The sequence below is a fragment of the Virgibacillus halotolerans genome (genome assembly GCF_016908515.1).
GTDB lineage: Bacteria > Bacillota > Bacilli > Bacillales > Amphibacillaceae > Virgibacillus_M > Virgibacillus_M halotolerans.
This window is the reverse complement of sequence record NZ_JAFBEA010000008.1, coordinates 12,215-36,128: the sequence shown is the minus strand read 5'-3', so window position 1 is coordinate 36,128 and position 23,914 is coordinate 12,215. Positions and strand designations below refer to the sequence as shown.

The following is a 23,914-nucleotide window of genomic DNA, read 5'->3' as shown; positions in this document are numbered from 1 at the left end:
AGGAATTAAATGATATCGATGAAATACATTAAATCAAGTAAGGAGCATAAACATGCAGCAATTACAACAAATCTCAAATCGCATTTTTTATTTACCACCCTATCAGGAAACAGATCGGCCCGTTCTAGGTGCGATTGTAGGGGATAAAAAAACAGTACTCATTGATTCCGGAAATTCTTCCAGTCATGCGAAGCTGTTTCTTAGTCAATTGGAGGAACGTCATATTAAAGCGGATTGGCTTGTCTTGACACACTGGCACTGGGATCATGTATTTGGTATGCGTGAGATGCAAATGCCAATCATCTCCCATGCGATGACCTATCAAGAAATTAAACAATTACAGCAATTATCATGGGAAGATAATGCACTGGATCAACGCGTGGAGGCTGGCATAGAAATCCCATTCTGTGCGGATGCAATCAAGGCGGAGCTGGGTAATGATCGCACTATTTTACTGCCAGACCCGGATATCGCATTTGAAGGTGGAATGAAACTACATTTAGGTGGACTGACTTGTGTGATGGAGCATGTTGGCGGCGATCATTCAAGCGATTCGATTATCATCTATATTCCTGAGGAAAAAGTACTTTTCCTTGGGGACTGCCTGTACGCAAATCTTTATGCGGAAAAGTGGAATTATACCATTGAAACGGCACGCCAACTCGTTGAAAAAATTGAAAAATATGATGCGGAAACCGTTTTTCTTTCCCATCATGAAGCACCATTAAATAAAACGGAATTCGAGTCTTTTATTCAACTATTAAAAAATACCGCTGAACTTACGGAAAAGCACAAAGGGAACGACGAAGCGATTGCTGAAGAATTGTCCAAGCAATTGCAAAGAGAATTAAACGAACTAGAAATAGAAACCGTCGGATTTTTTGTGAATGGTTATTCTGGGTAGTTTAAAATAAGATTTCGTTTAAGATTGAAGCGTAAAATACCTCCAATTAGAAATTAATTGGGGGTATTTGGCGTCCCTTTGTTTTATCAACCATTATTTATGTTTATATTTTTTAATGTTATTGACAATTGTCCAATTAAAAGTTATATTGAAAGCATAATTGAAATTGATAATCATTATCAGTTGAGGTATAAGTTGGCCTACTTATATGAAATAGAAATGTAAATAAGAGGAGCATGTCTAATGAAAATGAAATTTTTTTGGATAATCGGGATCGTATTAATGCTTGTAGCTTGTGGGGAAAATGAAGGATCGACAAATACGGAAGCGGGCGAGGCGAAAGGAACGGACGAAGGTGATTCAACAGAACAGACAATTACATACTTAGATGAATCCTATACGACACCAAAGGACGTAAATAATATTATTACTGCAAGTCTAGAATCGATGGAGGACGCGGCAGCACTTGGCGTAAAACCAGTCGGAGCTGTCACAATTGCGGGTGAATTACCAGATTATCTTGCTGATGATTTGGAGGGTGCAGAATCTATCGGTGAAAAAATGGAACCAAACTATGAATCTGTGCTTTCATTAAAGCCAGACGTTATTTTAGGTTCGTCTAAACATCAAGATGACGTCGTTGAACAACTAAACAAGATTGCGCCAATGATTCCTTATTCACATATTGCGACAGATTGGAAAGATAATTTGCGATTAATGGGTGAATTGTCAGGAAAAGATGCTGAAGCAGAACAATTGATTACTGACTATGAAAAAGATGCGGAAGATGCGAAAGAGAACATCTCCGATGATTTACAAGATAAAGATGTGTTTGTCATACGTGTTCGCAATGGTAGTTTGTTTGTTTATCCAGCAGACGTATATTTAAATCCGGTCATATATGAAGATTTAGGTTTTGAGGTTCCAGAAGTTGTTACTGGAGCAAAGGCCCAAGAGGAAATTTCGCTTGAAACATTGGCAGAAATCAATCCAGATGTTATTTTCCTGCAATACGAGAATAGTGAAAATGATAATAAAACTGCTGCTTTAGATAAAATATTAGAGGACCCTATCTTCAAGAGTATCGATGCTTCTAAAAACGATAAAGTATTCGTGAATGAAGTAGATCCATTGGCACAAGGTGGTACGGCTTGGAGTAAAGAAAGATTCCTTGATGCAGCAGTTGAAAAATTATCGGAGTAAACAGATTAGCCTATGGTGAATATAGAGAAAAAAACCAAATTGAAGCCAATCCTCATTATGAGCACGGCACCTTTTTTAATCGTTTTTACGATTGCCTTATCAATCACCTATGGCTCAAAGGATATTGATGTAGCTACAATTTGGCAGGCTATTACACAATTTGATTCAGGGAATGTCGATCATACGATCATTATACAGTCCCGCTTACCTCGTGTGGTAGCCGCCCTACTTGTAGGGGCATTTCTAGCCATATCAGGTGCTATTATGCAGGGGATGACAAGAAACTATCTTGCTTCCCCTTCTATTATGGGTGTAACAGATGGTTCAGCATTTGTTATTACAATTTGTATGATTTTTTATCCAGGTATGTCGAATGTTAGTATGATTATTTTCTCAATGATTGGTTCTGCACTCGGGGCTGGAATTGTCTTTGGTTTTGGCTCCATCATGCGAAATGGACTTTCCCCTGTTCGGTTGGCAATTATCGGGACAGTGATTGGAACATTTTTAAGCAGTATATCTGCCGCACTTGCTACATACTTTCAAATTTCACAAGACATGAGCTTTTGGTATAACGCAAAGATTCACAAGGTAGACCCGGACATTCTAATTCTCGCGCTGCCGTTTGGGTTAGTTGGACTGATACTTGCTTTGGTTATTGCCAAATCGATCACTATTTTATCACTTGGAGAATCTATTTCGATTACACTTGGACAGCGTACAAAGTGGATTAAGGTGATTAGTATATTGACCGTTGTCTGTTTAACAGGAACGGCAGTGGCACTTGTAGGGAAAATCGGCTTTGTTGGATTAATTATCCCACACATTACAAGATTTATCGTAGGTGTTGATTATCGGTTCATTATTCCTTGTTCCGCGATTATCGGCGGGATTTTTTTAGCGCTTTGTGATGTGGGCAGTCGTTTTATTAACTATCCATTCGAAACGCCAATTGGTGTCGTTACATCTTTAATTGGTGTACCTTTCTTCCTCTATTTAATTCATACGAGAGGGGGAGAACGTCGTGCATAAACAGGACCGTAATCGCTTTTTTATGACGATTAGTGGATTATTCGCGCTGATTTGTTTTGCTGGCTATATTCATATTACGAATGGTACATTTGATATGTCGGTTAAAGATGTTGTTACAACCTTGCTGCGCATGAACCCGAATCATGATTTTGATTTGGTTATTTTTGAATTCCGTCTGCCACGAATTGTCATTGCGGCGCTGGTAGGACTTGGATTAGGTGTAGCGGGCACTGTCGTGCAAGGTGTTACACGAAATGGTTTAGCTGATCCAGGGATACTCGGAATTAATGCTGGCGCTGGTGCAGCAATTGTCATATTGATGTTTCTTTTTCAAATGCAGGTCACTGTATCAGGTACCTCGAACTGGCTATCGATTTTAATCATGCCAGTCTTTGGCTTTGTAGGTGGATTGGTTGCCGCCATTATTATTTACAGTATTGCTTGGCGGAATGGAAAATTGGATACAGAGCGTTTGATTTTAACGGGTATTGCGATTAGCTCAGGATTTGGGGCACTCTCCATGTATATTTCGTTGAAAATGCGTGAGGGTGACTTTGAGATGGCGACGGTTTGGATGTCTGGCAGTATTTACAATGCAAACTGGTTATTTATCGTTGCGATGCTCCCTTGGCTATTGATTCTAGTGCCGGTGATTTATAGAAAAGCTTATTTACTAGATTACTTACAGCTTGAAGAAGCATCCATTAAAAGTCTCGGGATTCGAGTTGAAAAGGAAAAGTCGATATTGCTCTTGAGTAGTATTGGTGTAATTAGTGCCTGTGTTTCCGTATCAGGTAGCATATCCTTTATTGGATTAATGGCGCCACATATCGCGAGACAGCTTGTTGGTATACATCATCGTTATGTGATCCCTACGAGTGGGGCAGTTGGCATGCTCTTGGTCGTTATTTCTGACTATATTGCCAAAACAGTGTTTGCTCCTGCAGAAATCCCTGTAGGTATCGTTGTAGCCATTCTAGGAGTACCCTATTTTCTATATTTATTGGTGAAGTCAAAAGCGTAAAAGGAGAACGAATAAATGGTGGAAAGTATGATTAGAGCAGAACAATTAACATCTGGTTATGAAAAACTCACTGTTTTTTCAGATTTAGATGTAGCAATCAAAAAAGGACACATTACAACCATTATCGGCCCAAATGGCTGTGGTAAATCGACCCTATTGAAGACCATTGGACGCATTTTAAAGCAGAAAAATGGCGACGTCTTTTTACAGGAAAAAGATATGAAGTCGATTTCAACAAAGGCGATTGCTAAACAGCTTGCGCTACTGTCGCAAAACCCGGAAGCACCTTTACAATTAAAAGTGGAAGAACTCATCTCTTATGGGCGTTTCCCACACCGAAAAAATGTAGGTAAATTATCAAGTAAAGATAAGCAAGTGATTGAATGGGCAATGGATATTACGAGAACAACCGCATTTCGCGACCGTGAAATCGCGCAGTTGTCAGGCGGACAACGCCAAAAAGTATGGCTTGCGATGGCACTTGCACAAGAAACGAATATTTTACTGTTGGATGAACCGACGACCTATTTAGACCTTGCGCATCAACTGGAAGTTTTGCAAATTGTAGAGCGTCTTAATAAAGAGCATCAGTGCACCATTATTATGGTTTTACATGATATCAATCATGCTGCCCGATTTTCCCATGAATTAATCGCTATGAAAGCGGGGGAGATTGTGACGGTCGGTTCACCAAATGAAATTTTGGAAAAAGATGTGTTAAAAGAAGTGTTTCATATCAATGCACGTATTATGATCGACCCTGAAAATGGTTCGCCTGTGTGTTTTGGCTATGATACGCTACTAGCGCAAGAACAGGGAGGTCCATATGGAGATAACGGGTAAAGTTACTTTAGACAACACAGAAGCGTGGAAATTACATACTGATGAAATTGCTGATGCCTATGATATAAGGATTTCTTTACCTCAATCACCTGCGCCTGAAGCTGGTTATCCAGTTATTTATGTATTGGATGGAAATTCCTACTTTCAATTTGTGCGCGACGTTGTACGTTTGCAGTCCAGGAATGCCCCGAGGACTTTTGTGAACGATGCCATTATTGTTGGCATTGGCCACCCAGGCGAACAAGAAGAAGTTAGTAAACGTCGTTTTTATGATTTTACCGCGCCTTCGGAAACATATGTTTATCCGGATCGTGTAAAGAAATTCAAGATGGAAGAAAAGGAACACGGGGGAGCACAGCAGTTTTTGAACTTTATTGAATCAGAACTTAAGCCTGAAATAGAAAGACGTTACGCCATTGATAAAGAGAAGCAAACCTTATTTGGACATTCCCTTAGTGGTTTATTCACATTATGGGCGCTCTTTACGAAGCCACATCTGTTTCAGACATATCTTGCTATAAGCCCATCCATTTGGTGGAATGATCATGAAATACGCACCTATTTGGAGCAATTTCTGAATCAATCAGTAGTGGAGGAGCAGAGACGTCTTCTCATAACAGTAGGTGAGCGTGAAGGGTTTATGGTTGATGATGCAAAAGAAGTGGTTGATCGACTAAAGGAAAATCAACAAACAAAAGTGGCATGTGAATACTATATTGCTCCAGGTGAAAATCATGCATCTGTCGTACCAACCGTTATGAGTAGGGCCATCCGATTTGCGACAAATAGGTAGGAGGGATGCTAATGTTTCTTCCTCGGACGATTCATATGAAAAGCGTCAACCAACCCCAAATTAAAATGGTGGGTGTTCGTTGACGCTTATTTATTACCTTTCATATTAGTTAGTAAGACGTTAAGTATTGTTCTCTTTCCCATGGATGCACTGTTGTACGGAACATGTCCCATTCGATTGTTTTCGCTTCGATAAAATGTTCATACAGATGATCGCCAAGTGATTCGATGATCAGATCATTATTCTGTAGTTCAACTAAAGCTTCCATCAGTGTTGCTGGTAAGTCCTCAATACCATGTTCTTCCCGTTCTTTTTTATCCATCTCATAAATATTCAGATCGACAGGAACAGGCGGGATGAGCTTATGCTTGATACCATCAAGTCCTGAAGCAAGCAGTACAGCTAAAGCCAGATATGGATTCGCTGCCGGATCGACGCTACGTACTTCGATTCTTGTACTTAATCCTCTCGAAGAAGGTATGCGAACGAGGGGACTGCGGTTCAATCCGGACCACGCGACATAACATGGTGCTTCATAGCCGGGAACAAGGCGCTTATAGGAGTTCACAATTGGATTCGTTACTGCGGTAAAACTCTTCGCATGTTTAATGATTCCAGCAGTAAATTGATAGGCAATTTCACTGAGTTCCATGTCACCCTTTTTATCAAAAAACATATTTTCGTTATCTTTAAAAAGGGACATGTTCACATGCATTCCTGAACCATTTACACCAAATAAAGGTTTCGGCATAAAAGTTGCGTGCAAGTTGTGCTTACGTGCTATGGTTTTTACAACCAGTTTAAATGTTTGAATGTCATCTGCATGCTTGAGCGCATCAGAATACTTGAAATCAATTTCATGCTGCCCAGGGGCACCTTCGTGATGGGATGCTTCAATTTCAAATCCTATTTCTTCTAACTCAAGAACGATATCTCGTCTACAATTCTCACCTAAATCGGTAGGGGCAAGATCAAAATATCCACCGCGGTCATTTAATTCTAATGATGGGTCGCCGTTCGCGTCTAGCTTAAACAAGAAAAACTCAGGTTCCGTTCCAATGTTGAAAGTAGAAAAACCTAATGCTTCCATTTTTTCAAGGTTTCGTTTCAAATTGTACCGTGGACATCCAGTAAAGGGTGTTCCGTCTGGGTTATAAATATCACAGATAAATCGTGCCACCTTACCTTTATCAGATGTCCAAGGGAATACAATAAACGTATTCAAATCAGGATGTAAATACATATCAGATTCTTCAATCCGAACAAATCCTTCGATGGAAGAACCATCAAACATCATTTTATTATCCAATGCTTTATCCAATTGGCTTAATGGAATCTCCACATTTTTTATTGTGCCAAGTATGTCCGTAAACTGCAGTCGGATAAATCGTACATGTTCTTCTTCAATTTTTTGTAAAATATCTTCTTTCTTCATCAATCAGGCCCCCTGGATTTTTGTGGCATCTATTTATGGATGTATAAACAAATACGCATTCAATTATTTTCTACTGATTTTACTTTATTGTCAATGTTAAATTTTTATAGATTATTTAATGTTGTAATCGTGCATTGTTTCCCGGTACAATAAAGGTGATAGTATTTAGATAATTGCGCAATTTGGTGGCGAGGAGAATCCTTAATGAAGTTTAAAGTTATCATAAACATGCCGATAGAAAATCATGAAGTACCAGCATTAAGAGAACTTGTTGGTTGGGGAAGACGAGACAAAGACTATTCGGCATTATTTGAGCGATGTAATTTTGGATGGTCAATTAATCGCATTCGGTTATGTTACTGGAATGGGTTTAGAACATGGTTATATGGAAGACATCATGGTTCATCCTGATTATCAAAAAAGAAGAATCGGTGTTGATTTGGTAAAAGGACTATTACGGGAAGCTGAACAATTTGGACTAGGAATCGTTACAGTAACATATGAATCACATAACGTTAATTTTTATCAGACATGTGGCTTCACTCCTGGGCTGGGTGAAGTATGGCAGAAATGAATGTATTCGTTTTATTTACTAGGTTGAGGTACGTCATATTCAAAGAATACAATTAAATGGGAGGTATTCATTGATGGACTTTTTATCTATTATTCCACCGATTGTTGCTGTTGCATTGGCGATCATTACAAAACGTGTGCTGCTTTCTCTATTTATTAGTATTTGGGTAGGTGGTTTGATTGCAGCAGGAGGTAATCCATTTTCAGCTGTGGGCATGACTTTTACATGGATGAAAGATGTGATGATTGATCCGTGGAATGCCCGCTTTCTCGTCTTAACCGCTTTACTTGGAGCCGGAGCAGCATTTATGTTTAAAACGGGCGGATCTGATGGATTGATCAGACTACTGGCAAAAAAGTTAACATCGAAAAAGAGGGTAGGGATCTTGGCTTATTTTTTAGGAATTCTTATCTTTTTCAATGACTATGTAAATTCCGTTATTGTAGGGAATGCAACGAAAGATATAGCGGCAAAATATAAAATGTCGCGTGAAAAATTAGCCTATATTCTTGATGCTACTGCCGCACCAATGGCAACGCTAGGCCCGGTTTCCGATTGGATTGGCTTTCAGGTTTCATTAATTGCTGCTGCCATAGCAAGCGCAAGTATTGTTGGCATGGAACCCTATTTTGCCTTTTTGCAATCCATCCCATGGAACTTCTATGCCATACTCTGTTTGTTGGCGGTTCCGATGATACTTCTGGGAAAAGATTTTGGACCAATGGCTAAGGCGGAACACCGTGCAGAAACCACTGGACAATTAATACCTGAAGGTTCAACACCATTGTCCTCGGTGGAACAGGATTTAGGAGATCCTTTTAAAAAAGATGGTAGTGTGTGGAACTTCATTCTTCCACTCGTAGCTCTTATTTCGGTTGGCGTGTGGGGATTGTGGTATACCGGAGGAGGCGCGACAGGCAAATCAGTCATGGAGGCCATTGCGGATACGGATGTATCTATTGCACTAACCTGGGGAGCATTTGCAATGACAGTGACAGGCTTCATACTCGCTCTGATACAAGGCATGAGTTTGAAAATGTGTGAAGATACATTACTGGGAGGTGTTCGAACAATGCTTCCAGCGCTCGTTATCATCGTACTTGCATGGTCCATTGGCGAGGTTACTTCAGATCTTGGAACAGCATCGTTTGTAGTCGGAACAACAGAGAGTTGGATGACACCAGCGCTTTTACCGTTTTTGATATTTATTATTTGTATGTTTGTTTCTTTTGCAACTGGTACTTCCTGGGGGACAATGTCAATCATGACGCCAATAGCTATCCCACTTGCTTATGCAATTGGTGGAGCAGACCTTGTTCATATTGCGATTGGAGCCGTTTTTGCGGGATCCATTTTCGGCGATCATGTGTCACCTATTTCTGATACGACTGTCATGGCCTCCATTTTTGCTGAATCGGATCATATTGCCCATGTAAATACGCAAATACCTTATGCACTTGTACCAGCAGGAATTGCGGCAGTGTTATATTTATCTTATTCTTTTATTGGAAGTAGTATTGTTCTGTTAACTATAGGAATAGTTGTTCAGTTCCTATTGCTTCGTTATTTGGGAAACAGATATGAGAAAAGGAATTATGTTAAATCTGTTGTTAACAAATCTTAGAAATTTACTGCAGGTAACGAAGTCTTTTTAAGCATTGGAGGTACATGCCTGATGAAACAAAACAAATATGATGACGCGAAATTTTTCACTCAATATAAACAAATGCCACGTTCAGTAAAAGGACTTGAAGGCGCAGGAGAATGGCCTGTATTAAAAGCATTGTTGCCAGCACTGCAAAACAAAAGTGTGCTGGATTTGGGATGTGGTTTTGGTTGGCATTGCAGGTATGCCGGTGAGCAGCAGGCAAATGCTGTTGTTGGTGTCGATATATCGGAAAACATGCTGCGAGAAGCGCGTGAACAAACAGACGATCCTAAAATTACCTATGTACGCATGCCAATTGAAGACATACAATTTTCCAATTCCCAATTTGATGTTGTGATTAGCTCATTGGCTTTCCACTATGTTGATTCATTTGAAGCGATTTGTACAAAAGTATATGACTGTCTAAAGCCAGCGGGTAATTTTATTTTTTCTGTGGAACATCCCATATTTACTTCACGAAAAGAACAGACGTGGTATGTCGATGATCATGGACACCGCCTGCACTGGCCAGTGGATCATTATCAGTCAGAAGGGATGCGGGAAACCACATTCTTAACAGAGCATGTTATCAAATATCATCGTACCGTAGCGACCTATCTGAATAACTTGATACAGGCTGGTTTTGTAATCAAGGCTGTGAAAGAACCGGGTCCTACGAAAGCCATGTTGGAAAGTGACCCAGCGATGCTAGACGAGGATCGGCGCCCAATGTTTTTGATTATTGCAGCGGAAAAAAGAGAGACTCACATGGGTAACGCAGATATAGATCGATAAAGCTGTTATAATAAAGATAGGTTTTCATGACAAGAGACGGAAAGAAGGTATTGGGTTGGAAACTGAAAAAAGTTTATGGAATGATGTGTTGGATTACATAAGGGAGCGGGTAAGCAGGCCAACTTTTGATACCTGGTTCAAGGGATGTAAGGCGAAAAAAGAGGGAGAAAAGTGGTTCATTATTGCGCCAAATCATTTTGCAAGAGATTGGTTGGAGATACATCATTTGTCTTTAGTTAAAGAAGCTATTTATGAGACGACAAATGAAATGTCTGAGCTTGTGTTTACTGTTAGGGAAATAAGCGCGGAACTTACTTATGCAGATGATAAAGTAGCAAAGATTTTAGACGATATCAATGAACTCAGTCTGACGGAGCAAGAAAAGTTATTTGGTTTATTGAAGAGAAATAACAGTCCATTCTCGCAACCTGTTAGATCAGAAGAATCCGTTCGCGTGAACCAACTGGAGATGGAAGTAGAAAAAATTAAACGTCAATTAGCTGAGCTAAATGGCAGCATAAAAAATTAACGAAGGATTACTTAAAAGCGTGCGCACAGAAAGCGATGTGTAAACGCTTTTTCATTGTCGAATTTTTTGGTATACTATAAGTAGAAAAACACCTTCTGTAAGTCCCCATACAAATCTGCAAAGGAAGTGCTAAAATGCCCCTAGCACCAGTGGTCAAGGTAAGTCCCTCAGACTACATCCGGCACGACCAACTATTCAAGGAACTGATTCAAACATTCTTCGGGGAATTTCTGGAAGTGTTCTTTCCGGAAGTTTATCAAATAGTTGATTTTCAAGCGATCAAACCATTATCTGAAGAAGTATTTACAGATCTAATTGAGGGTGAAACCCGCCTGCTTGATATTGTCACTGAAACAAAGTTAAAGGAAACGGACTCGATTATTATTATTCATGTGGAACCACAAAGCACAAAGCAAACTTATTTTCATAAGCGGATGTACCATTATTTTAGTCTCTTATATCACAAGTATCGCAAGCCAATTATTCCAATTGCAGTTTTTAGTTATGAAGGAAATTGGGAAAAGAACCAATACACAATGGAATTTCCATTCATTCATGTATTAACATTCAATTATTTGACCTTGCATTTGCATAAAAAGAATTGGCGAGATTATATTAATTCAAATAATCCTGCCGCTGCGGCGCTTTTAAGCAAAATGGGTTACACCGAAGAGGAGAAGATTCAAGTTAAAAAAGAATTCTTGAGCATGTTAGTGAAAATGGAATTAGATCCGGCGAAACAAAGGCTGGTTTATGGTTTTTTTGAGAGTTATTTAAAATTAAATGAAGCAGAGGAGGAAGCATTGATGGATGAAATCAAACACTTGGACGAAGCGGATCAGATTATGGAAATCCCCATTTCATATGAAGAGAAGGGAATTGAGAAAGGAAAAGAAATAGGAATAAAGAAAGTAGCATTAGAGATGTTGAAAAAAGGTTCTTCGATCGATTATATCGTGGAGGTAACGAATTTGGAAAAAGTGGAAATAGAGGAACTGAAGAAAAGCTTATAGCATGAAATGATTCAAAGATGAATAGCTGTCTTTGGATCATTTTTTAACATGCTAACAATAAAAATGAATTGTAATTTGTTGTTGACTCTCCCCTTGGAGGAGCCTTTAAAGTAATCATTGAGGTGGTTGAAATGTTGTACACGGTAAAAGAAACTGCAGCTTTAGCGAAAGTTACAGTGAAGACGCTCCATCATTATCATAAAATTGGACTTTTATTACCATGTGAGGTGAGTGAAGCTGGCTACCGTCTTTACGGTATGAAAGAGCTTCAACGTTTACAGCACATATTATTCTATCGTGAACTGGATTTCCCACTCAAAAAAATTCAAGGGATGTTGGATGGCGAGCCAGAAAGATTATCCGTCTTGTCTGAGCAGCGACAGTTGATCCATACACGTAAGAAAAGACTGGAAAAGTTGATAAAGACATTGGATGAATCCATCGGACACGCCAGGAAGGGAGAAGTTATGAGCGAATCAAAACTGTTCACCGGATTTGAAAGCGAAAAAGAGTGGGAAGCGGCACTCGCAAAACAAAAGGCATATATTAAGGAAAAATACGACTACGATATAATCGGAGAGGATCCGATTAATGTGGAATCGATGAATGAATCGGCGTTAGAAGCGAAACGCTTTATGGATGAAATGATTCAATCTTTAAAAGGTGGTTTGAAGTTTGATGACGGTAAAGTACAGCATCTTATTCAGCAACACCTTGCGTTTTTGAATAATCATGGACATAACATAACTGAACATGATTTTGCTGGGCAGAATCGTTTTTTCCTGAATGATGATTTTCATCGGAATATGCTGGAGGAGCAACAGATTGGTCTATCTTATTATCTTTGCATAGCAGCAGAAGCATATGCTTCTCGAAAAGGTTAATTGTCATTCTATCCCTGACTTAAAACCCCCTTCATGGACAAAATAAAAGGAAACAAAGTAGGGGGGATATTGATGAAGGAAAATAACGATGATAAATTTACAGTTGCAGGGACAAACATCAATGCTGTCAAAGAGGCAAACCAAAACTCCGGTATGTCCTATAATGAAGTCAAGGAATTTTTAGCTAAAACAACTGGAGGACATGGTACTGAAATATATAGCGACACGAATACGGAGGCTGTTAGCGAGAAGAATCAGCAGTCTCGGGAAAAATAAGTATGCTTTGTATCCGCTGGCTATCTGAAGCCAGCGGATACTTTCATTTTTTCATTTGTTCCTGCGCCATCTTCACCATTTCTTTTACCATATTGCCGCCAATCGGTCCACCGATTTTCCCGGCATCTTCAGAGGTAAGTTGTCCATTATATCCTTTATGAAGTGGAATATCCTGTTCGTCAGCGATTTCATATTTCACGTCGTTGGGATCATCATTTACATCGTATCCTTTTTCCTTCATAACACGACCTTTTAATTGATCTAATCCTTTACGCGCTTCAGGAATCAATATTTTATTTCTTGCCATCTTATTCTCCTCCTTTTTCAATAGGTTTTCCTAAATTCACTGGTTCACTCCGTATAAACGGAAGGGAACTTTTTACTTTTTAATAAACCGTTATCTTTAGGAAATAATAAATATAAATGAAAGGCAGGTTGATAAATATGACACAGCAGGATTTTGAAAAAATATATAATGAATATCGCGAACAAAGTGCACAGAAAGATGGTATGGAAGCGGAGTTAGAACCATTAGATGGAAAAGAAAAGATCGCAGCAGTCAGAAAAAATGAAGATGGCGATATCATCGCTTTTAAAACAGAGACAGGACGGGAATTGGATTATATAACGGCACTAGATGAAGCGAAAGCGGGGATGATAGCACATATTGATGTGTTTCATAAATATGGCAGGGATATTATTCGAAGCGAACCGGATGGGATAAAAGAGAATAACTTAGATAACTTACCCTTGTTTTGAAGGGAGCTAATATGATAACCGTGGTATATAATGAGCGAATATCCTCTATTCCTTTTATAATATTGAGTAAGCGGCTCCCCTCATTATTGTAAAAAGGTCGTTCCAATGAGATAATTTAAAGGAAACGCGTCGATTGGCGAACCTGAAAGGGGAAAACATACATCCCTATCAGTGTAAAAACGAATCATGGAGGTATTCTATGCGTAACACGAACACGAATACAAATTCAATAGATGACATCATAAATGAACTGGAAAAAGAAAGTAAAATAGAAATAAAAATTGCCCTTTTTGGCCAGCCGGGTGCGGGGAAATCTTCCTTGATTAATGCATTGGTTGGAAAAAATGTTGTCGATGTTTCAACAGAAACGGATACAACGAAAAGTGAGGGAGAAGTCCCTTGGGGCGAGGATAATTCGAATATCCTAACCGATTTACCAGGATATGGGACAAGCAAATTTCCGGCAGGTGAATACTGGGATAGATTTAATTTAGATGAATATGACCTGTTTATTTGTGTTTTTTCAGGCAAGTTTCATCAGGCAGATGATCAACTTTTTCATAAGATCATTGAAAAGAAGAAGCCGTGTTTCTTTGTAAGCAATAAATCGGATAGTCTTGTGGACACGACTGGTGAGAAAAGTAAACAGGAATTAAAAGAAGCAGTGAAAAATGATATCAAAAAACGATATGGTGAAGTAAAAACCGTATTTACGAGCTGTGTGACAAGGGAAGGCCTAGACGAGCTAGTGAATGAAATCTACGCGCGATTAGATGATACGAAAAAAGAAAAATGGGAAAGAAATGCGAAGGCATATTCATTGGATTTTCTCAAAAGAAAAAGGGAGGCGTGTGAAAAAATTGTCATCAGTAAATCATTACTAGCAGCTGCGAATGGATTAAATCCGGTACCGGGGCTAAACTTAGCGATTGATTTAAACGTTTTACAAAAACTGTTCAAAGAAGTAAGAAAAAACTTCGACTTAACGGATGAAAGAATCAAGAAGGTAACAAAACTAAATTTATATCCCAATTTAGCGAATATCGGCAACAATATCATCCGATCGTTGTCCTATGATGGCATTGTTAATCTGCTGCAAAAACAGGCAGGGAAGCAAATTGCCCAGAAGGCATCGAGATATATCCCATTAATCGGTATTGCCATATCTGCAGCGGGTGGTTATACGATCACCTATCTTGCTGGTAAATCTTATTTAAATGACTGTTATGAGCTTGCTGAGGCAATATTAAAAGAGGAATTGAATTATTAAATAGAAGTGAATGAAGTGGAACCATACTATATCGTATAGTATGGTTTTTTGATGGTTGTCTACTTGATTATGTTACATGCGTACATGATAAATCGAATAAACGTTCATAGAATTTTAAACTTTGATTTTCGATGGCTGTAATATCCTCGAAAAGTTGGTTTAATTCATGATAGGATTTATAACTTTTATTCATTTCATTAGATCGTAAATGTTTATATGCTTGTTTGGCTGTATCATCAGCATAAATGACACATATGTCTTGTATATTATTTTTTACCACACAGCGTTTTAAATCACTTTTAGAAATAGTAGATTGGATTACGGTAGGAGAAATATATTCGCAATGCAATAATCCGCGTACTATTTTCAATGGTACCTGATAGGTTGGATGATCTTCCATAATGATAAGTGCATTTAATTTGTAGTGATTTAAAGCACTGATTTCTTGTTCAAGTTGTGCTAACAAATTGATTAATCCATCATGACTGTTGTTATATTCGATTTCAGTTACTTCACGATGTTCAAATAATTTAACGGACTTCCAATACGCGGGTAAAAAAATTCTCGTATAAATTTCTTCTAATTTTAAATCATCAATTAGGTAAGAAAATGCTTCACTGCAGGCTACATTATCACCTTTCATTAATGCATTGAAAAACGCTAAATACCGAGCTTGGAAAGTTGTTGCCTGAAAATGAATCATTTTAGAAACGGTAACAGAGAAATCCAATGGAAGTGAAGCAACCTTATCCTCATCTAGTCGCTTGATATCTGGTAGTGTAGGCACATGTTTGTTGACTTGTTTGATCGTTGCTGCAGTATGATCAGATAACAAGACCAATGCATGAGATGGATAAATCGATAATGCTTCGATAAAGCTATATAGAATGCTTTCATCATACCGTTTTTCGTCTTGCATAAGCATTTGAAGTGCTTCTTGGGCTGGTAGTGCATGCTTATAGGCACGTTTTAATGTTAGGGAAGCATATGTATCAATGATTTGTAAGATGTTTAATTCCTTAGATAATTCTTTTCTGGTTAATTGATCTGGATATCCGGAACCGTCCAATCTTTCATGATGAGATCTAGCAAAATGTGCGATATGATGTTGACCTAAGGTATTTAATATCGTTTCTCCTTCCATTGTATGTCTTTTGAACAACTCAAATTCGTCATAAGTTAGTTTGCCATCTTTGTGCAATATTTCTTGTGGAATGTTCAATTTACCAATGTCATGGAAAAGAAAACCAAGTGCAGTACGCTCTAAATGTGGCAAATTAAGTTTTTTTGCTACTAATGTCCCTAAGATAAAGACATCGAATGAATGTATAAAATTATCATGGTTCCAGTCTTTAAGGGCATATAAAGTATCCATCAGTTCGTAATCTTGATGCATGTCCTTGAACAATTGAAGTAAAAACTGTATATCTTCATCATTATTGAGTATTTTGCCGTAGCGGTATTCATAGCCTACAAAAGATAATGCCTGAAAAAAGGTATCTCTTGTTGGGTCTGCTTTACATGTATCAGCTACGGAAACTTCTCCTTCCAGTAACTCACTGATTTCATTAGGTGTTTGCTGCATAGGATCTATTTGTTCTTGTGATATATCCACTGTAATTTTCACTTCTTCAATATTGCGCTTTTTTAATTGGGCAATGGTTCGTTTGGATAACTTTGTGCCTTTATTAACTAGTAACAACTGGTCATGATACACGTCCTCTCCTAAAATCTCATTTGGCAGGACATCTTTAATATTTTTACTTATCATAGGTTTGAACCTATCCCTTCTTTTAGAACGCAATATTGACGATATCCTTTAATGAAACATCTAATGCCAGCGATAATCTATATAAATTTAAAATGGAAGTGTTGCGCTTCCCTGTTTCAATTTCTGTGTAATAGGACCTTGTGAACCCTGCTATTTCTGCAAGTTCTTCTTGTGTAATGCCTTTGCTTAAACGATAAACTTTCAAACGAGCTCCTAATTGTTTCAGAACGGCTGAATCACTAGCTATACTTAATGTTTCCAACATAGGTAACTCCTTCCTAATCTTTAAAATAAGAAAGACTGCTATTAACGAGTATTTTTGTATAAAATACGAGAAGAAGTAGTTCTTTTTAATCCATTTTTAATTTCAATTAGTACTAATTACCTATTTTTGATAATAATACAGTTTTAAATCGGACTCCACCTGATTTAAGTGACATTTTTCCGAGGAAATACACAAAAATGGCAGTCAGATTTATATATTGTTGAAAATATTATCGTCCTAGCTAAAACTTTTATAAAAAAAGCTTAAACAAAAAGATATATAGCCGATATAAGTAGTGACGTCAGCAAGAAAAGATTTGCCATGGCAGGAACATCTGGGAAGAACAGGTGAAATTTTTTGTTATCGATGAGCAAGCTAGCGTAATTAAGATTGAAGTAGTAACCGTAGAGGAAACCTTATGCGGCTGTGGGTTAACACCATGGCAGTACCAGCATGCTTGAGGGAATACATCAGGGTAATAACTCTATTTTATAGAGTCATTATATATGGCAAGACACAAGGATGTGGCTTGCTAAAAAATAAAAAACATGGAGGTAGATTAATAATGATTATTAATCACAATATTTCAGCACTTAATACACATCGTCAATTAGGTGCAAACAACAACGCAGTACAAGGTTCATTGGAGAAGCTATCATCAGGTCTTCAGATCAACAAAGCAGGAGACGACGCTGCAGGTCTAGCAATCTCTGAAAAAATGCGTGGACAAATTCGTGGATTAGATATGGCGAGCAAGAACGCCCAAGACGGTAGACTGGAAATGCCGCTCTAAGTAGTAATATTTAGATGATAACTCCGTGAATTCGGTGAAACCCCAAACCAGACTAGCAGTGTCGATGGTGGGCAATACCGAGCCAAGCCTAATGAATTGGTTAGATGTAGTTAGGAAGGTGTAACGATCAGGTGGTGAGGAACCATACCAATAACCCACCCACGAGCGCGGAGCATCCTTATGGGATGAAGATATGATCTGAACTTTATGGAAACATAAAGAAGCAGTGGATAAAAAGCCACTGCGATAACATATTTGGTTTCTCTAATCCAAACTGCTGAAGGTGCATTGAATGAAACACAAGAAATTCTTCAAAGAATGAGAGAACTAGCAGTACAGAGCTCAAACGATACGAATACTGAGACAGATCGTGCTGAGCTTCAAAAAGAAGCAGACCAACTAGCAGAAGAATTAACGCGTATTTCTAATAACACGGAATTCAACACACAAAAATTGCTTGATGGTGATTTTAATGCGACATTCCACATTGGTGCAAACTCAGAACAAAACCTTAAGATTGATATCAATGCTATGGGAGCGGAAGCTTTAGGTGTTGAAGGTAAATTAACGGAAGGTGATGCTCCAAAAGACTTCAAAATTGATGGAGAAGAATTTACTGGAAAGGTACTTAAAAGCGGAGATAATGTTGTAGCAGTGCAAGTTGGAACAGGCGAAGATGCAAAATTCTATGCAGTTTCTGATGTCGTAGTTGACGAATCAGCAGAAATTGGTGAGGATGGAGAAGTTACAACAGCAGCAACCTTCAAAACAAAAGATGGCGCGAAAGAACTTGAAGAAGGCGGTGCATTCGGTAGTATCGACATTTCATCACAAGAAGCTGCTGACGCTGCAATCACTAAATTCCAAACTGCAATTGATTCAGTTTCATCTGAACGTTCTAAACTTGGAGCAGTTCAAAACCGTCTAGAACACACAATCAATAACTTAGGTGCTTCTTCTGAAAACCTAACAGCTGCGGAATCACGTATTAGAGACGTTGATTATACTGAAGCTGCTTAACGCAGCATGAAGTACAGTCGTCCTAACTGGTAACGGTTAGCGAGTACAATCGGGTGAATTGCTGGAAACCCCTAATAGCTTTCTGCTCCACAACGTAGCTGGAAACGGCAAGCGTGACGGATTAAAAAGTAGAGAGATTGGGCGATCAGCAGCCAAGCGCCTAAGATGAAAATCTGGTGAAGGTCCAACGACTAGAATAGACCACCTACCGCAATAGCTATGGTGATGAAATTCGTAGGTGAAAGAGGGAATGTGAATTCTTCTGAATCCGAAGCGCCCGACCCCTAACAGATGAAGCTGAGGGTGAAGATATAGTCTGGTCAATTATGAAAGTAATTGTCGCACGATGGCGAAAGAAATGATGGAGTTCACGAAGAACAACATCCTATCACAAGCATCACAAGCAATGTTAGCTCAAGCACAACAGAGTCCTCAAGGTGTTTTACAACTTCTTCAGTAATGTTGTGAACGGGCGTCTAATCTGGTAACGGGTTAGAGCATGACTGGGTGAATTGCTGGAACATCCTAAAGTGTTTTGTACCACAACGCAGCTGGAAACGGTAGGCGTGATGGTCTGAAAAACAAAACAATACTACAATGGATAATCAGCAGCCAAGCGCCTAAGGTGAAAACCTGGCGAAGGTTCAACGACTAGAATGAACTGTCTACAGCTTAACAGAAAGCCATGGCAATGAGATTCGTAGGGTAATAAACAATACTCGAAGCGCCCAGCCCCTATAGAAATTATAGGGTGAAGATATAGTCTATTCTATGATCGAAAGACATAGCGGCAAAGCAAGCCAACCAACAACCACAAGGTGTATTACAGTTATTACGTTAATATTGAATGTTTTGGAAAAGGCACTAGCATTGCTAGTGCCTTTTTACATACACAGAACCTAGTCTAGATTACTAAGATCAAATAGAGGAGGATGGATAATATGTATGAACAAAAGCAAATAGAGAGTATTAAAAAATTACTTCAAAATAATTTAGGATTTTGTAGGATTGATTTTCAAAAAGAGGATACAGATGATTTATATTATGTTACTCCTGATAGCAAAAATGTTAAAACTAGAATTAGGGTAAAACCACAATTAGGTACTGTATTTATATTAGAACATGGAAATTGGAGACAGATTAAAAACATTAAAATTGAATAAATTTGAAAGTGCCTGTCTATTCCAGATTTTTACAGTCCCTCTTGAAGCCTGGATTCTGTATATATCTGAAAGCAGAACAAAAATCCTTTGTAATGGTACATTAAAAACAAAAAAGTATAGAGCAAGAACTACTGAATTAAATGGATAGGTAGTAGGTAATAATCTAACTAGTTTACACCTTTTTGACTGAATCAAATGAGTAAGTAAATATATATTATAATCCCGAATCAATTTAAAGTCCTAATTCCCATTGTGGAATTGGGGCTTATTTTAATTTGGGGAGAAAATATATATGAAAACGTATGAATCAAATGTAGAGCAATTGGAATTGTTGCATGTGAAAGAAGTGAAAGAAGTGAAAGAAAAATGAACACCTGCAAAGCGTGTAAATATTGTTAGTCTAAAGTTAGTGAAGGAATCTAGCTTACTGTATCAAGATCGTTGTGTTCTTAGCCCAGAAGATGGGTATGATTTGTTGAAGCAATTTCTAGATGATGTTGATCAGGAGTATTTCATAGTTGCCTGTTTATACAAAGAATCAGCAAACAGCTATTAATATTTGTCATAATGGTAGTTTAAATGCAAGCCTTTTCACCTCAGGGAAGTAATGAAGCCAGCTATTCTATCAAATGCTGCTTCCATTTTAATTGGACATAATCACCCATCGGAGTGCCAAAACCAGTCAAGAGGATATTCATTAACTAAAAGACTGAAGGAAGCGGGAGAGATGATTCGAATTGATCTGTTAGATCATACCATTATGGGGTATGATCGCTTTGTTTCACTCAAAGATAAAAAATGTACATCTGATAAATCGTCCAGACGGCGTTATCATTAAAATCACTGAATAATAAACATGAAAAAGCCAGTGAATTAAATTTTCCCTTTTGCTTTCTAAGTTCCGAAAGTTTGTATACTACTGACCAATACGTCCGACCGATTGTATCAGCAATTTCATTGTCCGTTATGCCCTGCTTTTTAAGTGAAATCATTTTATCAAGTTCTATTTCATCGTATGCTTTGCTTCTTGATGAATTACTACTTAACACTTGATAGTCAGGATATAAACTGTTATATTTTTTCGTATCCTTTCGTAATCTAAAATCCCAGCTTGTTTTATAAAACATAGATGGACATGATTTTGCTACAGGCTGGATTGTATGTAAATATTTAAGGGCTTGATCCACAGATATAGTTCTTAAAATATGACCATGGCCATCATTACGATGACCAAATTTTAATTCTATGTTGTAACTTACTTTGATGTGATTGTTCAATTGTGTTAAGTCTTGAAAGGAATAATTTTGTAGGTAAAGATAAACTTGAGGTGTAAGATAGATGATTTTTTTCCTGTGGTTGATTCTAGATGTGATGCATAAAGAACCGTCATCCATATATAGTGCAGCCAAGAAATGTGGCAAAATACAACGAGGTAATAAAGATACGGGTATTTGTTTTTGCCCCTTGGCATTATAAAATAATGGATACAATTCAGTAAAAAGCTGAGATGACTTAGATCTGAGTGTATTACTTTTAGGTGTGAGATAAAATAGACCATCCATTATTTGTTCTTTCCATTTCCTATATTCTATTTGTTGTATGCCATAATGTTCCCGGTAACTATTATTCTTTCTTCTGCTTTTTGGGTATAACTTAGTAATTTCTCCATCACCTATTATACTTGCAATAAGGATATTAAATTGAATCGCGCTTAGGCTATTTACCATAATAAATCCCCCCCCTTGAAACATCTGTTCTTATTATAGCATAAATAAAAGTAATAAACTGATTTTTCAAGATAATATTATAACAATTTATAATTAAGAGGAGAGTGGGGGTAAAACCCCCCACTCCCTCTACTCCTCAATCCTAAATCTCCCCAACTCCTCCTGCATTTCCGCAGAATACGAATCCAATTCCTCTGCCAAATGATTCAACTGTTCCATCGACGCTGTTTGCTGCTCGATAGATGCGGAGACTTCTTCCGTTCCCGCTGCTGTTTCCTCGCTGATGGACGCAATGTTTTGCGTATTGCTGGAGATTGATTGTTCCTGGTCCACCACGGTTTTCATTACTTCCATTACTTCATTGATTAATTTACTATTTGTTTCTATTGTTTCTTGAATGCTTATAAATGCTTGTTCTGTCTCGTTTACCGAGTGTGATTGCGTTTGGATAACTTCACTTGTCTTACCGATTAATGTTACGGTAGATTTCATTTCTGCCTGCATTTCTTCAATTAAGCCAGAAACATCACCTAGAGCGTTTTCGGTTTGCTCGGCAAGTTTCTTAACCTCGTCCGCTACTACTGCAAATCCTCGTCCATTTTCGCCAGCTCGGGCCGCTTCGATTGCAGCGTTTAATGCCAATAGATTTGTTTGGCTGGCAATATCGGCCATTTTTGTGACGATTGTATTGATGTTGTTTGATTTATCGTCCAAAGATTGGATAGCGTGTACCGCTTCATTTGTCATGATACCTGTTTCCTCTGATTGTTTCCTCAGACCGTCCACCGTTTTTGTACCTCTTTTTGAAGCTTCGCTCATCACTTTTTCTTCTTCAAAGAGCCTATTATTATGTGCCTCAATTTGTTGGATCGATGTGGAAAGATTTTCGGTTGCAACTGCACTCTGTTCCATTAGTTCTGCTTGTTCGCTCGCACCTGTTGCTATTTGTTGCATTGTTGTCGCAACTTCATTGGATGATGCTGTATTTTCTTCAGCGCTAGCTACTAATGTTTGCGAAGCCTCGGATACATTGACGGAAACTTCCTTTACTTTTAGCATCATCAATTGCATTTTTCGCAACATGTTTTCGAAGCTATGTGAAAGCTCTCCAATTTCATTTTTCGATTGAATATTTGTTTTTGCTAACAGATTGCCATCTTCAACTTCCTTCATTGTTTGCTGTAGGGACTTGATTGGTTTAGTGATCCGTCTGGTTATAAAAAATGAAACGGCAATGGCTAGTAAGATAATCAGCCCCAAGGTAATTCCGATTGGTAAAAGCGTCTTATTTGCGATATTTCTAAAATCTTTTTCATAAACAGTTTCAGCTAAAGTCCATCCTGTGATGTCGTTTACTGCATAACCTAGAACTTTTTTATTACCATCTTCCGTATACGCTACTAATCCGTTATTTTTACCTGATTGCATTTTTTCATAAAAAGCATGTTCTGCTGCACTTTGACCTAATAGTGTTTCATCAGGGTGTGTGACAAAGTCTCCGTTCTTGCTGAGTATCATCGTATATCCAGACTCACTTGATTTAATCTTATTTGTAATATCTATTAATGTGTCAACAAGAATGTCTGCCCCATTCGCACCAATGATTTTATTGTTTTTGTATATAGCTTGCGCTGCGGTAATAACCATATTTCCGGTAGCTTCATCTATGTAAGGCTCCGTCCAAATAATATCACCGTCAGCTTCTATAGCATCATGGTACCAATCTCTTTCCGTACCATCAAAGTCGTCGGCTAGATCGGCATCAGGATAAATGTTTGTCTTCCCATCGGTATCTGCGACGGTGTATACATTAATAATATCGTTATCCGTATCTACAGTGGCACCAAAGTAATCCATCAGTTCAAGACGATCTTTCTTTCCATCGTAATTAAGTATGAGATCGCTCTTTGAAAAACGGTTTAATACATTTTCTTTATTCGTAAAAAAGGTATCAAAAGTGTCATTTAAATTTTCCATTTGGGATTCAACGCTTTTGGCCTTTTCATCGATCATGATGTCTTTGCTAAGCGTATAGGTTGTAAAGGCAATGATGACACCTGCCAAAATAATTAAAGCTAAAAAAGGTATAAGAATTTGATTTTGCACTGAATGATTAAAGAAATTCCATATACGCTTCTTTGTCCGATTGTCATTGTTATTACTATATTCCATAAAATTCACCTTCCTCTTTCG

General features: G+C 38.1%; 22 protein-coding genes and 4 pseudogenes. 20 read left to right on the top strand and 6 right to left on the bottom strand.

Features of this window, described 5'->3' with window-relative positions; translation table 11 throughout:
* Positions 1-52: 52 nt before the first annotated feature.
* From JOC34_RS16470 to JOC34_RS16445, 6 genes are all read left to right on the top strand, one after another.
* Positions 53-904, top strand: coding sequence for an MBL fold metallo-hydrolase (locus JOC34_RS16470; RefSeq protein WP_205137874.1), 852 nt, complete (start codon positions 53-55; stop codon positions 902-904).
* Positions 905-1,147: 243 nt separating this feature from the next.
* Positions 1,148-2,107 carry an ABC transporter substrate-binding protein gene (locus tag JOC34_RS16465; RefSeq protein ID WP_205137873.1) on the top strand — a complete coding sequence of 320 codons (960 nt, stop codon included), beginning with the start codon at positions 1,148-1,150 and terminating at the stop codon, positions 2,105-2,107.
* 57 nt (positions 2,108-2,164) lie between these two features.
* Entirely contained in the window at positions 2,165-3,139 is a 975-nt protein-coding gene (locus JOC34_RS16460) for a FecCD family ABC transporter permease (protein ID WP_420856162.1), read from the top strand.
* Positions 3,132-4,163, top strand: coding sequence for a FecCD family ABC transporter permease (locus JOC34_RS16455; protein ID WP_420856159.1), 1,032 nt, complete (start codon positions 3,132-3,134; stop codon positions 4,161-4,163). Before JOC34_RS16460 ends, JOC34_RS16455 begins: the two co-directional genes overlap by 8 nt.
* 27 nt (positions 4,164-4,190) lie before the next feature.
* Positions 4,191-5,006, top strand: coding sequence for an ABC transporter ATP-binding protein (locus JOC34_RS16450; protein ID WP_205138005.1), 816 nt, complete (start codon positions 4,191-4,193; stop codon positions 5,004-5,006).
* Positions 4,990-5,799, top strand: coding sequence for an alpha/beta hydrolase (locus JOC34_RS16445; RefSeq protein ID WP_205137871.1), 810 nt, complete (start codon positions 4,990-4,992; stop codon positions 5,797-5,799). Before JOC34_RS16450 ends, JOC34_RS16445 begins: the two co-directional genes overlap by 17 nt.
* A 109-nt stretch (positions 5,800-5,908) precedes the next feature.
* On the opposite strand, the gene glnA is transcribed toward JOC34_RS16445, so the two are convergent.
* Positions 5,909-7,234 (bottom strand): type I glutamate--ammonia ligase, encoded by a 1,326-nt coding sequence (glnA, locus tag JOC34_RS16440; RefSeq protein WP_205137870.1) that lies wholly within the window; start codon positions 7,232-7,234, stop codon positions 5,909-5,911.
* A gap of 271 nt (positions 7,235-7,505) precedes the next feature.
* On the opposite strand from glnA, the gene JOC34_RS16435 reads away from it, so the two are divergent.
* The 7 genes from JOC34_RS16435 (at position 7,506) to JOC34_RS16405 (ending at position 12,953) form a co-directional block, all read left to right on the top strand.
* On the top strand, positions 7,506-7,808 hold the full coding sequence (locus tag JOC34_RS16435; protein ID WP_338062692.1) for a GNAT family N-acetyltransferase: 303 nt from the start codon (positions 7,506-7,508) through the stop codon (positions 7,806-7,808).
* Positions 7,809-7,881: 73 nt separating this feature from the next.
* Positions 7,882-9,432 (top strand): Na+/H+ antiporter NhaC family protein, encoded by a 1,551-nt coding sequence (locus JOC34_RS16430; RefSeq protein WP_205137869.1) that lies wholly within the window; start codon positions 7,882-7,884, stop codon positions 9,430-9,432.
* 51 nt (positions 9,433-9,483) lie between these two features.
* The gene (locus JOC34_RS16425) at positions 9,484-10,251 is read left to right on the top strand and encodes a class I SAM-dependent methyltransferase (RefSeq protein ID WP_205137868.1); all 768 of its coding nucleotides are present in this window, start codon (positions 9,484-9,486) and stop codon (positions 10,249-10,251) included.
* A 55-nt stretch (positions 10,252-10,306) separates the two neighbouring features.
* Positions 10,307-10,780 (top strand): DnaA N-terminal domain-containing protein, encoded by a 474-nt coding sequence (locus JOC34_RS16420; RefSeq protein WP_205137867.1) that lies wholly within the window; start codon positions 10,307-10,309, stop codon positions 10,778-10,780.
* A 134-nt stretch (positions 10,781-10,914) separates the two neighbouring features.
* Positions 10,915-11,793, top strand: a complete 879-nt coding sequence (locus tag JOC34_RS16415; protein WP_205137866.1) for an RpnC/YadD family protein — start codon at positions 10,915-10,917, stop codon at positions 11,791-11,793.
* Between the two features lie 131 nt (positions 11,794-11,924).
* Positions 11,925-12,677: a MerR family transcriptional regulator gene (locus tag JOC34_RS16410; protein ID WP_205137865.1), complete on the top strand. Its 753-nt coding sequence runs from the start codon at positions 11,925-11,927 to the stop codon at positions 12,675-12,677.
* 72 nt (positions 12,678-12,749) lie between these two features.
* Positions 12,750-12,953: a gamma-type small acid-soluble spore protein gene (locus JOC34_RS16405; RefSeq protein ID WP_205137864.1), complete on the top strand. Its 204-nt coding sequence runs from the start codon at positions 12,750-12,752 to the stop codon at positions 12,951-12,953.
* 43 nt (positions 12,954-12,996) lie between these two features.
* Here JOC34_RS16405 and JOC34_RS16400 read toward each other — a convergent pair whose 3' ends face one another.
* Entirely contained in the window at positions 12,997-13,260 is a 264-nt protein-coding gene (locus JOC34_RS16400; RefSeq protein WP_205137863.1) for an alpha/beta-type small acid-soluble spore protein, read from the bottom strand.
* 137 nt (positions 13,261-13,397) lie between these two features.
* Here JOC34_RS16400 and JOC34_RS16395 point away from each other — a divergent pair, with 137 nt between their 5' ends.
* Complete coding sequence (locus tag JOC34_RS16395) at positions 13,398-13,712, top strand: DUF3892 domain-containing protein (RefSeq protein WP_205137862.1); 315 nt, start codon at positions 13,398-13,400, stop codon at positions 13,710-13,712.
* 199 nt (positions 13,713-13,911) lie between these two features.
* A complete protein-coding gene (locus JOC34_RS16390; RefSeq protein ID WP_205137861.1) occupies positions 13,912-14,982 on the top strand; it encodes a GTPase domain-containing protein in 1,071 nt (356 codons plus the stop codon).
* Between the two features lie 67 nt (positions 14,983-15,049).
* Here JOC34_RS16390 and JOC34_RS16385 read toward each other — a convergent pair whose 3' ends face one another.
* Together JOC34_RS16385 and JOC34_RS16380 are read right to left on the bottom strand one after the other, a co-directional pair.
* Entirely contained in the window at positions 15,050-16,753 is a 1,704-nt protein-coding gene (locus JOC34_RS16385; RefSeq protein WP_205137860.1) for an HD-GYP domain-containing protein, read from the bottom strand.
* Between the two features lie 22 nt (positions 16,754-16,775).
* On the bottom strand, positions 16,776-17,018 hold the full coding sequence (locus JOC34_RS16380; RefSeq protein WP_205137859.1) for a helix-turn-helix domain-containing protein: 243 nt from the start codon (positions 17,016-17,018) through the stop codon (positions 16,776-16,778).
* A gap of 565 nt (positions 17,019-17,583) precedes the next feature.
* Between JOC34_RS16380 and JOC34_RS16375 the strand changes: the two are divergent.
* The 5 genes and pseudogenes from JOC34_RS16375 to JOC34_RS16350 form a co-directional block, all read left to right on the top strand.
* Positions 17,584-17,790: pseudogene (locus JOC34_RS16375) on the top strand (flagellin N-terminal helical domain-containing protein); the annotation flags it as partial.
* 267 nt (positions 17,791-18,057) lie between these two features.
* Positions 18,058-18,813: pseudogene (locus JOC34_RS21845) on the top strand (flagellin N-terminal helical domain-containing protein); the annotation flags it as partial.
* A 364-nt stretch (positions 18,814-19,177) separates the two neighbouring features.
* Positions 19,178-19,291 (top strand): annotated as a pseudogene (locus JOC34_RS16360) (flagellin); the annotation flags it as partial.
* Positions 19,292-19,772: 481 nt separating this feature from the next.
* Positions 19,773-19,994, top strand: coding sequence for a hypothetical protein (locus JOC34_RS16355; RefSeq protein ID WP_205137858.1), 222 nt, complete (start codon positions 19,773-19,775; stop codon positions 19,992-19,994).
* A 391-nt stretch (positions 19,995-20,385) separates the two neighbouring features.
* Positions 20,386-20,832, top strand: a pseudogene (locus JOC34_RS16350) (JAB domain-containing protein).
* On the opposite strand, the gene JOC34_RS16345 reads toward JOC34_RS16350, so the two are convergent.
* Both JOC34_RS16345 and JOC34_RS16340 read right to left on the bottom strand, forming a co-directional pair.
* Positions 20,780-21,721, bottom strand: coding sequence for a DNA endonuclease (locus JOC34_RS16345; protein ID WP_205137857.1), 942 nt, complete (start codon positions 21,719-21,721; stop codon positions 20,780-20,782). The pseudogene JOC34_RS16350 and the gene JOC34_RS16345 overlap by 53 nt on opposite strands.
* Positions 21,722-21,850: 129 nt before the next feature.
* Complete coding sequence (locus JOC34_RS16340; protein ID WP_205137856.1) at positions 21,851-23,893, bottom strand: methyl-accepting chemotaxis protein; 2,043 nt, start codon at positions 23,891-23,893, stop codon at positions 21,851-21,853.
* Between the last annotated feature and the right edge of the window lie 21 nt (positions 23,894-23,914).

What these genes read in the sequence shown, in the direction of transcription:
- JOC34_RS16470 (WP_205137874.1), top strand. Translation starts at nt 53, where the DNA reads ATGCAGCAATTACAACAAATCTCAAATCGCATTTTTTATTTACCACCC.
- JOC34_RS16465 (WP_205137873.1), top strand. Translation starts at nt 1,148, where the DNA reads ATGAAAATGAAATTTTTTTGGATAATCGGGATCGTATTAATGCTTGTA.
- JOC34_RS16460 (WP_420856162.1), top strand. Translation starts at nt 2,165, where the DNA reads ATGAGCACGGCACCTTTTTTAATCGTTTTTACGATTGCCTTATCAATC.
- JOC34_RS16450 (WP_205138005.1), top strand. Translation starts at nt 4,191, where the DNA reads ATGATTAGAGCAGAACAATTAACATCTGGTTATGAAAAACTCACTGTT.
- JOC34_RS16445 (WP_205137871.1), top strand. Translation starts at nt 4,990, where the DNA reads ATGGAGATAACGGGTAAAGTTACTTTAGACAACACAGAAGCGTGGAAA.
- glnA (WP_205137870.1), bottom strand. Translation starts at nt 7,234, where the DNA reads ATGAAGAAAGAAGATATTTTACAAAAAATTGAAGAAGAACATGTACGA.
- JOC34_RS16430 (WP_205137869.1), top strand. Translation starts at nt 7,882, where the DNA reads ATGGACTTTTTATCTATTATTCCACCGATTGTTGCTGTTGCATTGGCG.
- JOC34_RS16425 (WP_205137868.1), top strand. Translation starts at nt 9,484, where the DNA reads ATGAAACAAAACAAATATGATGACGCGAAATTTTTCACTCAATATAAA.
- JOC34_RS16415 (WP_205137866.1), top strand. Translation starts at nt 10,915, where the DNA reads ATGCCCCTAGCACCAGTGGTCAAGGTAAGTCCCTCAGACTACATCCGG.
- JOC34_RS16410 (WP_205137865.1), top strand. Translation starts at nt 11,925, where the DNA reads ATGTTGTACACGGTAAAAGAAACTGCAGCTTTAGCGAAAGTTACAGTG.
- JOC34_RS16405 (WP_205137864.1), top strand. Translation starts at nt 12,750, where the DNA reads ATGAAGGAAAATAACGATGATAAATTTACAGTTGCAGGGACAAACATC.
- JOC34_RS16400 (WP_205137863.1), bottom strand. Translation starts at nt 13,260, where the DNA reads ATGGCAAGAAATAAAATATTGATTCCTGAAGCGCGTAAAGGATTAGAT.
- JOC34_RS16395 (WP_205137862.1), top strand. Translation starts at nt 13,398, where the DNA reads ATGACACAGCAGGATTTTGAAAAAATATATAATGAATATCGCGAACAA.
- JOC34_RS16390 (WP_205137861.1), top strand. Translation starts at nt 13,912, where the DNA reads ATGCGTAACACGAACACGAATACAAATTCAATAGATGACATCATAAAT.
- JOC34_RS16385 (WP_205137860.1), bottom strand. Translation starts at nt 16,753, where the DNA reads ATGATAAGTAAAAATATTAAAGATGTCCTGCCAAATGAGATTTTAGGA.
- JOC34_RS16380 (WP_205137859.1), bottom strand. Translation starts at nt 17,018, where the DNA reads ATGTTGGAAACATTAAGTATAGCTAGTGATTCAGCCGTTCTGAAACAA.
- JOC34_RS16355 (WP_205137858.1), top strand. Translation starts at nt 19,773, where the DNA reads ATGTATGAACAAAAGCAAATAGAGAGTATTAAAAAATTACTTCAAAAT.
- JOC34_RS16345 (WP_205137857.1), bottom strand. Translation starts at nt 21,721, where the DNA reads ATGGTAAATAGCCTAAGCGCGATTCAATTTAATATCCTTATTGCAAGT.
- JOC34_RS16340 (WP_205137856.1), bottom strand. Translation starts at nt 23,893, where the DNA reads ATGGAATATAGTAATAACAATGACAATCGGACAAAGAAGCGTATATGG.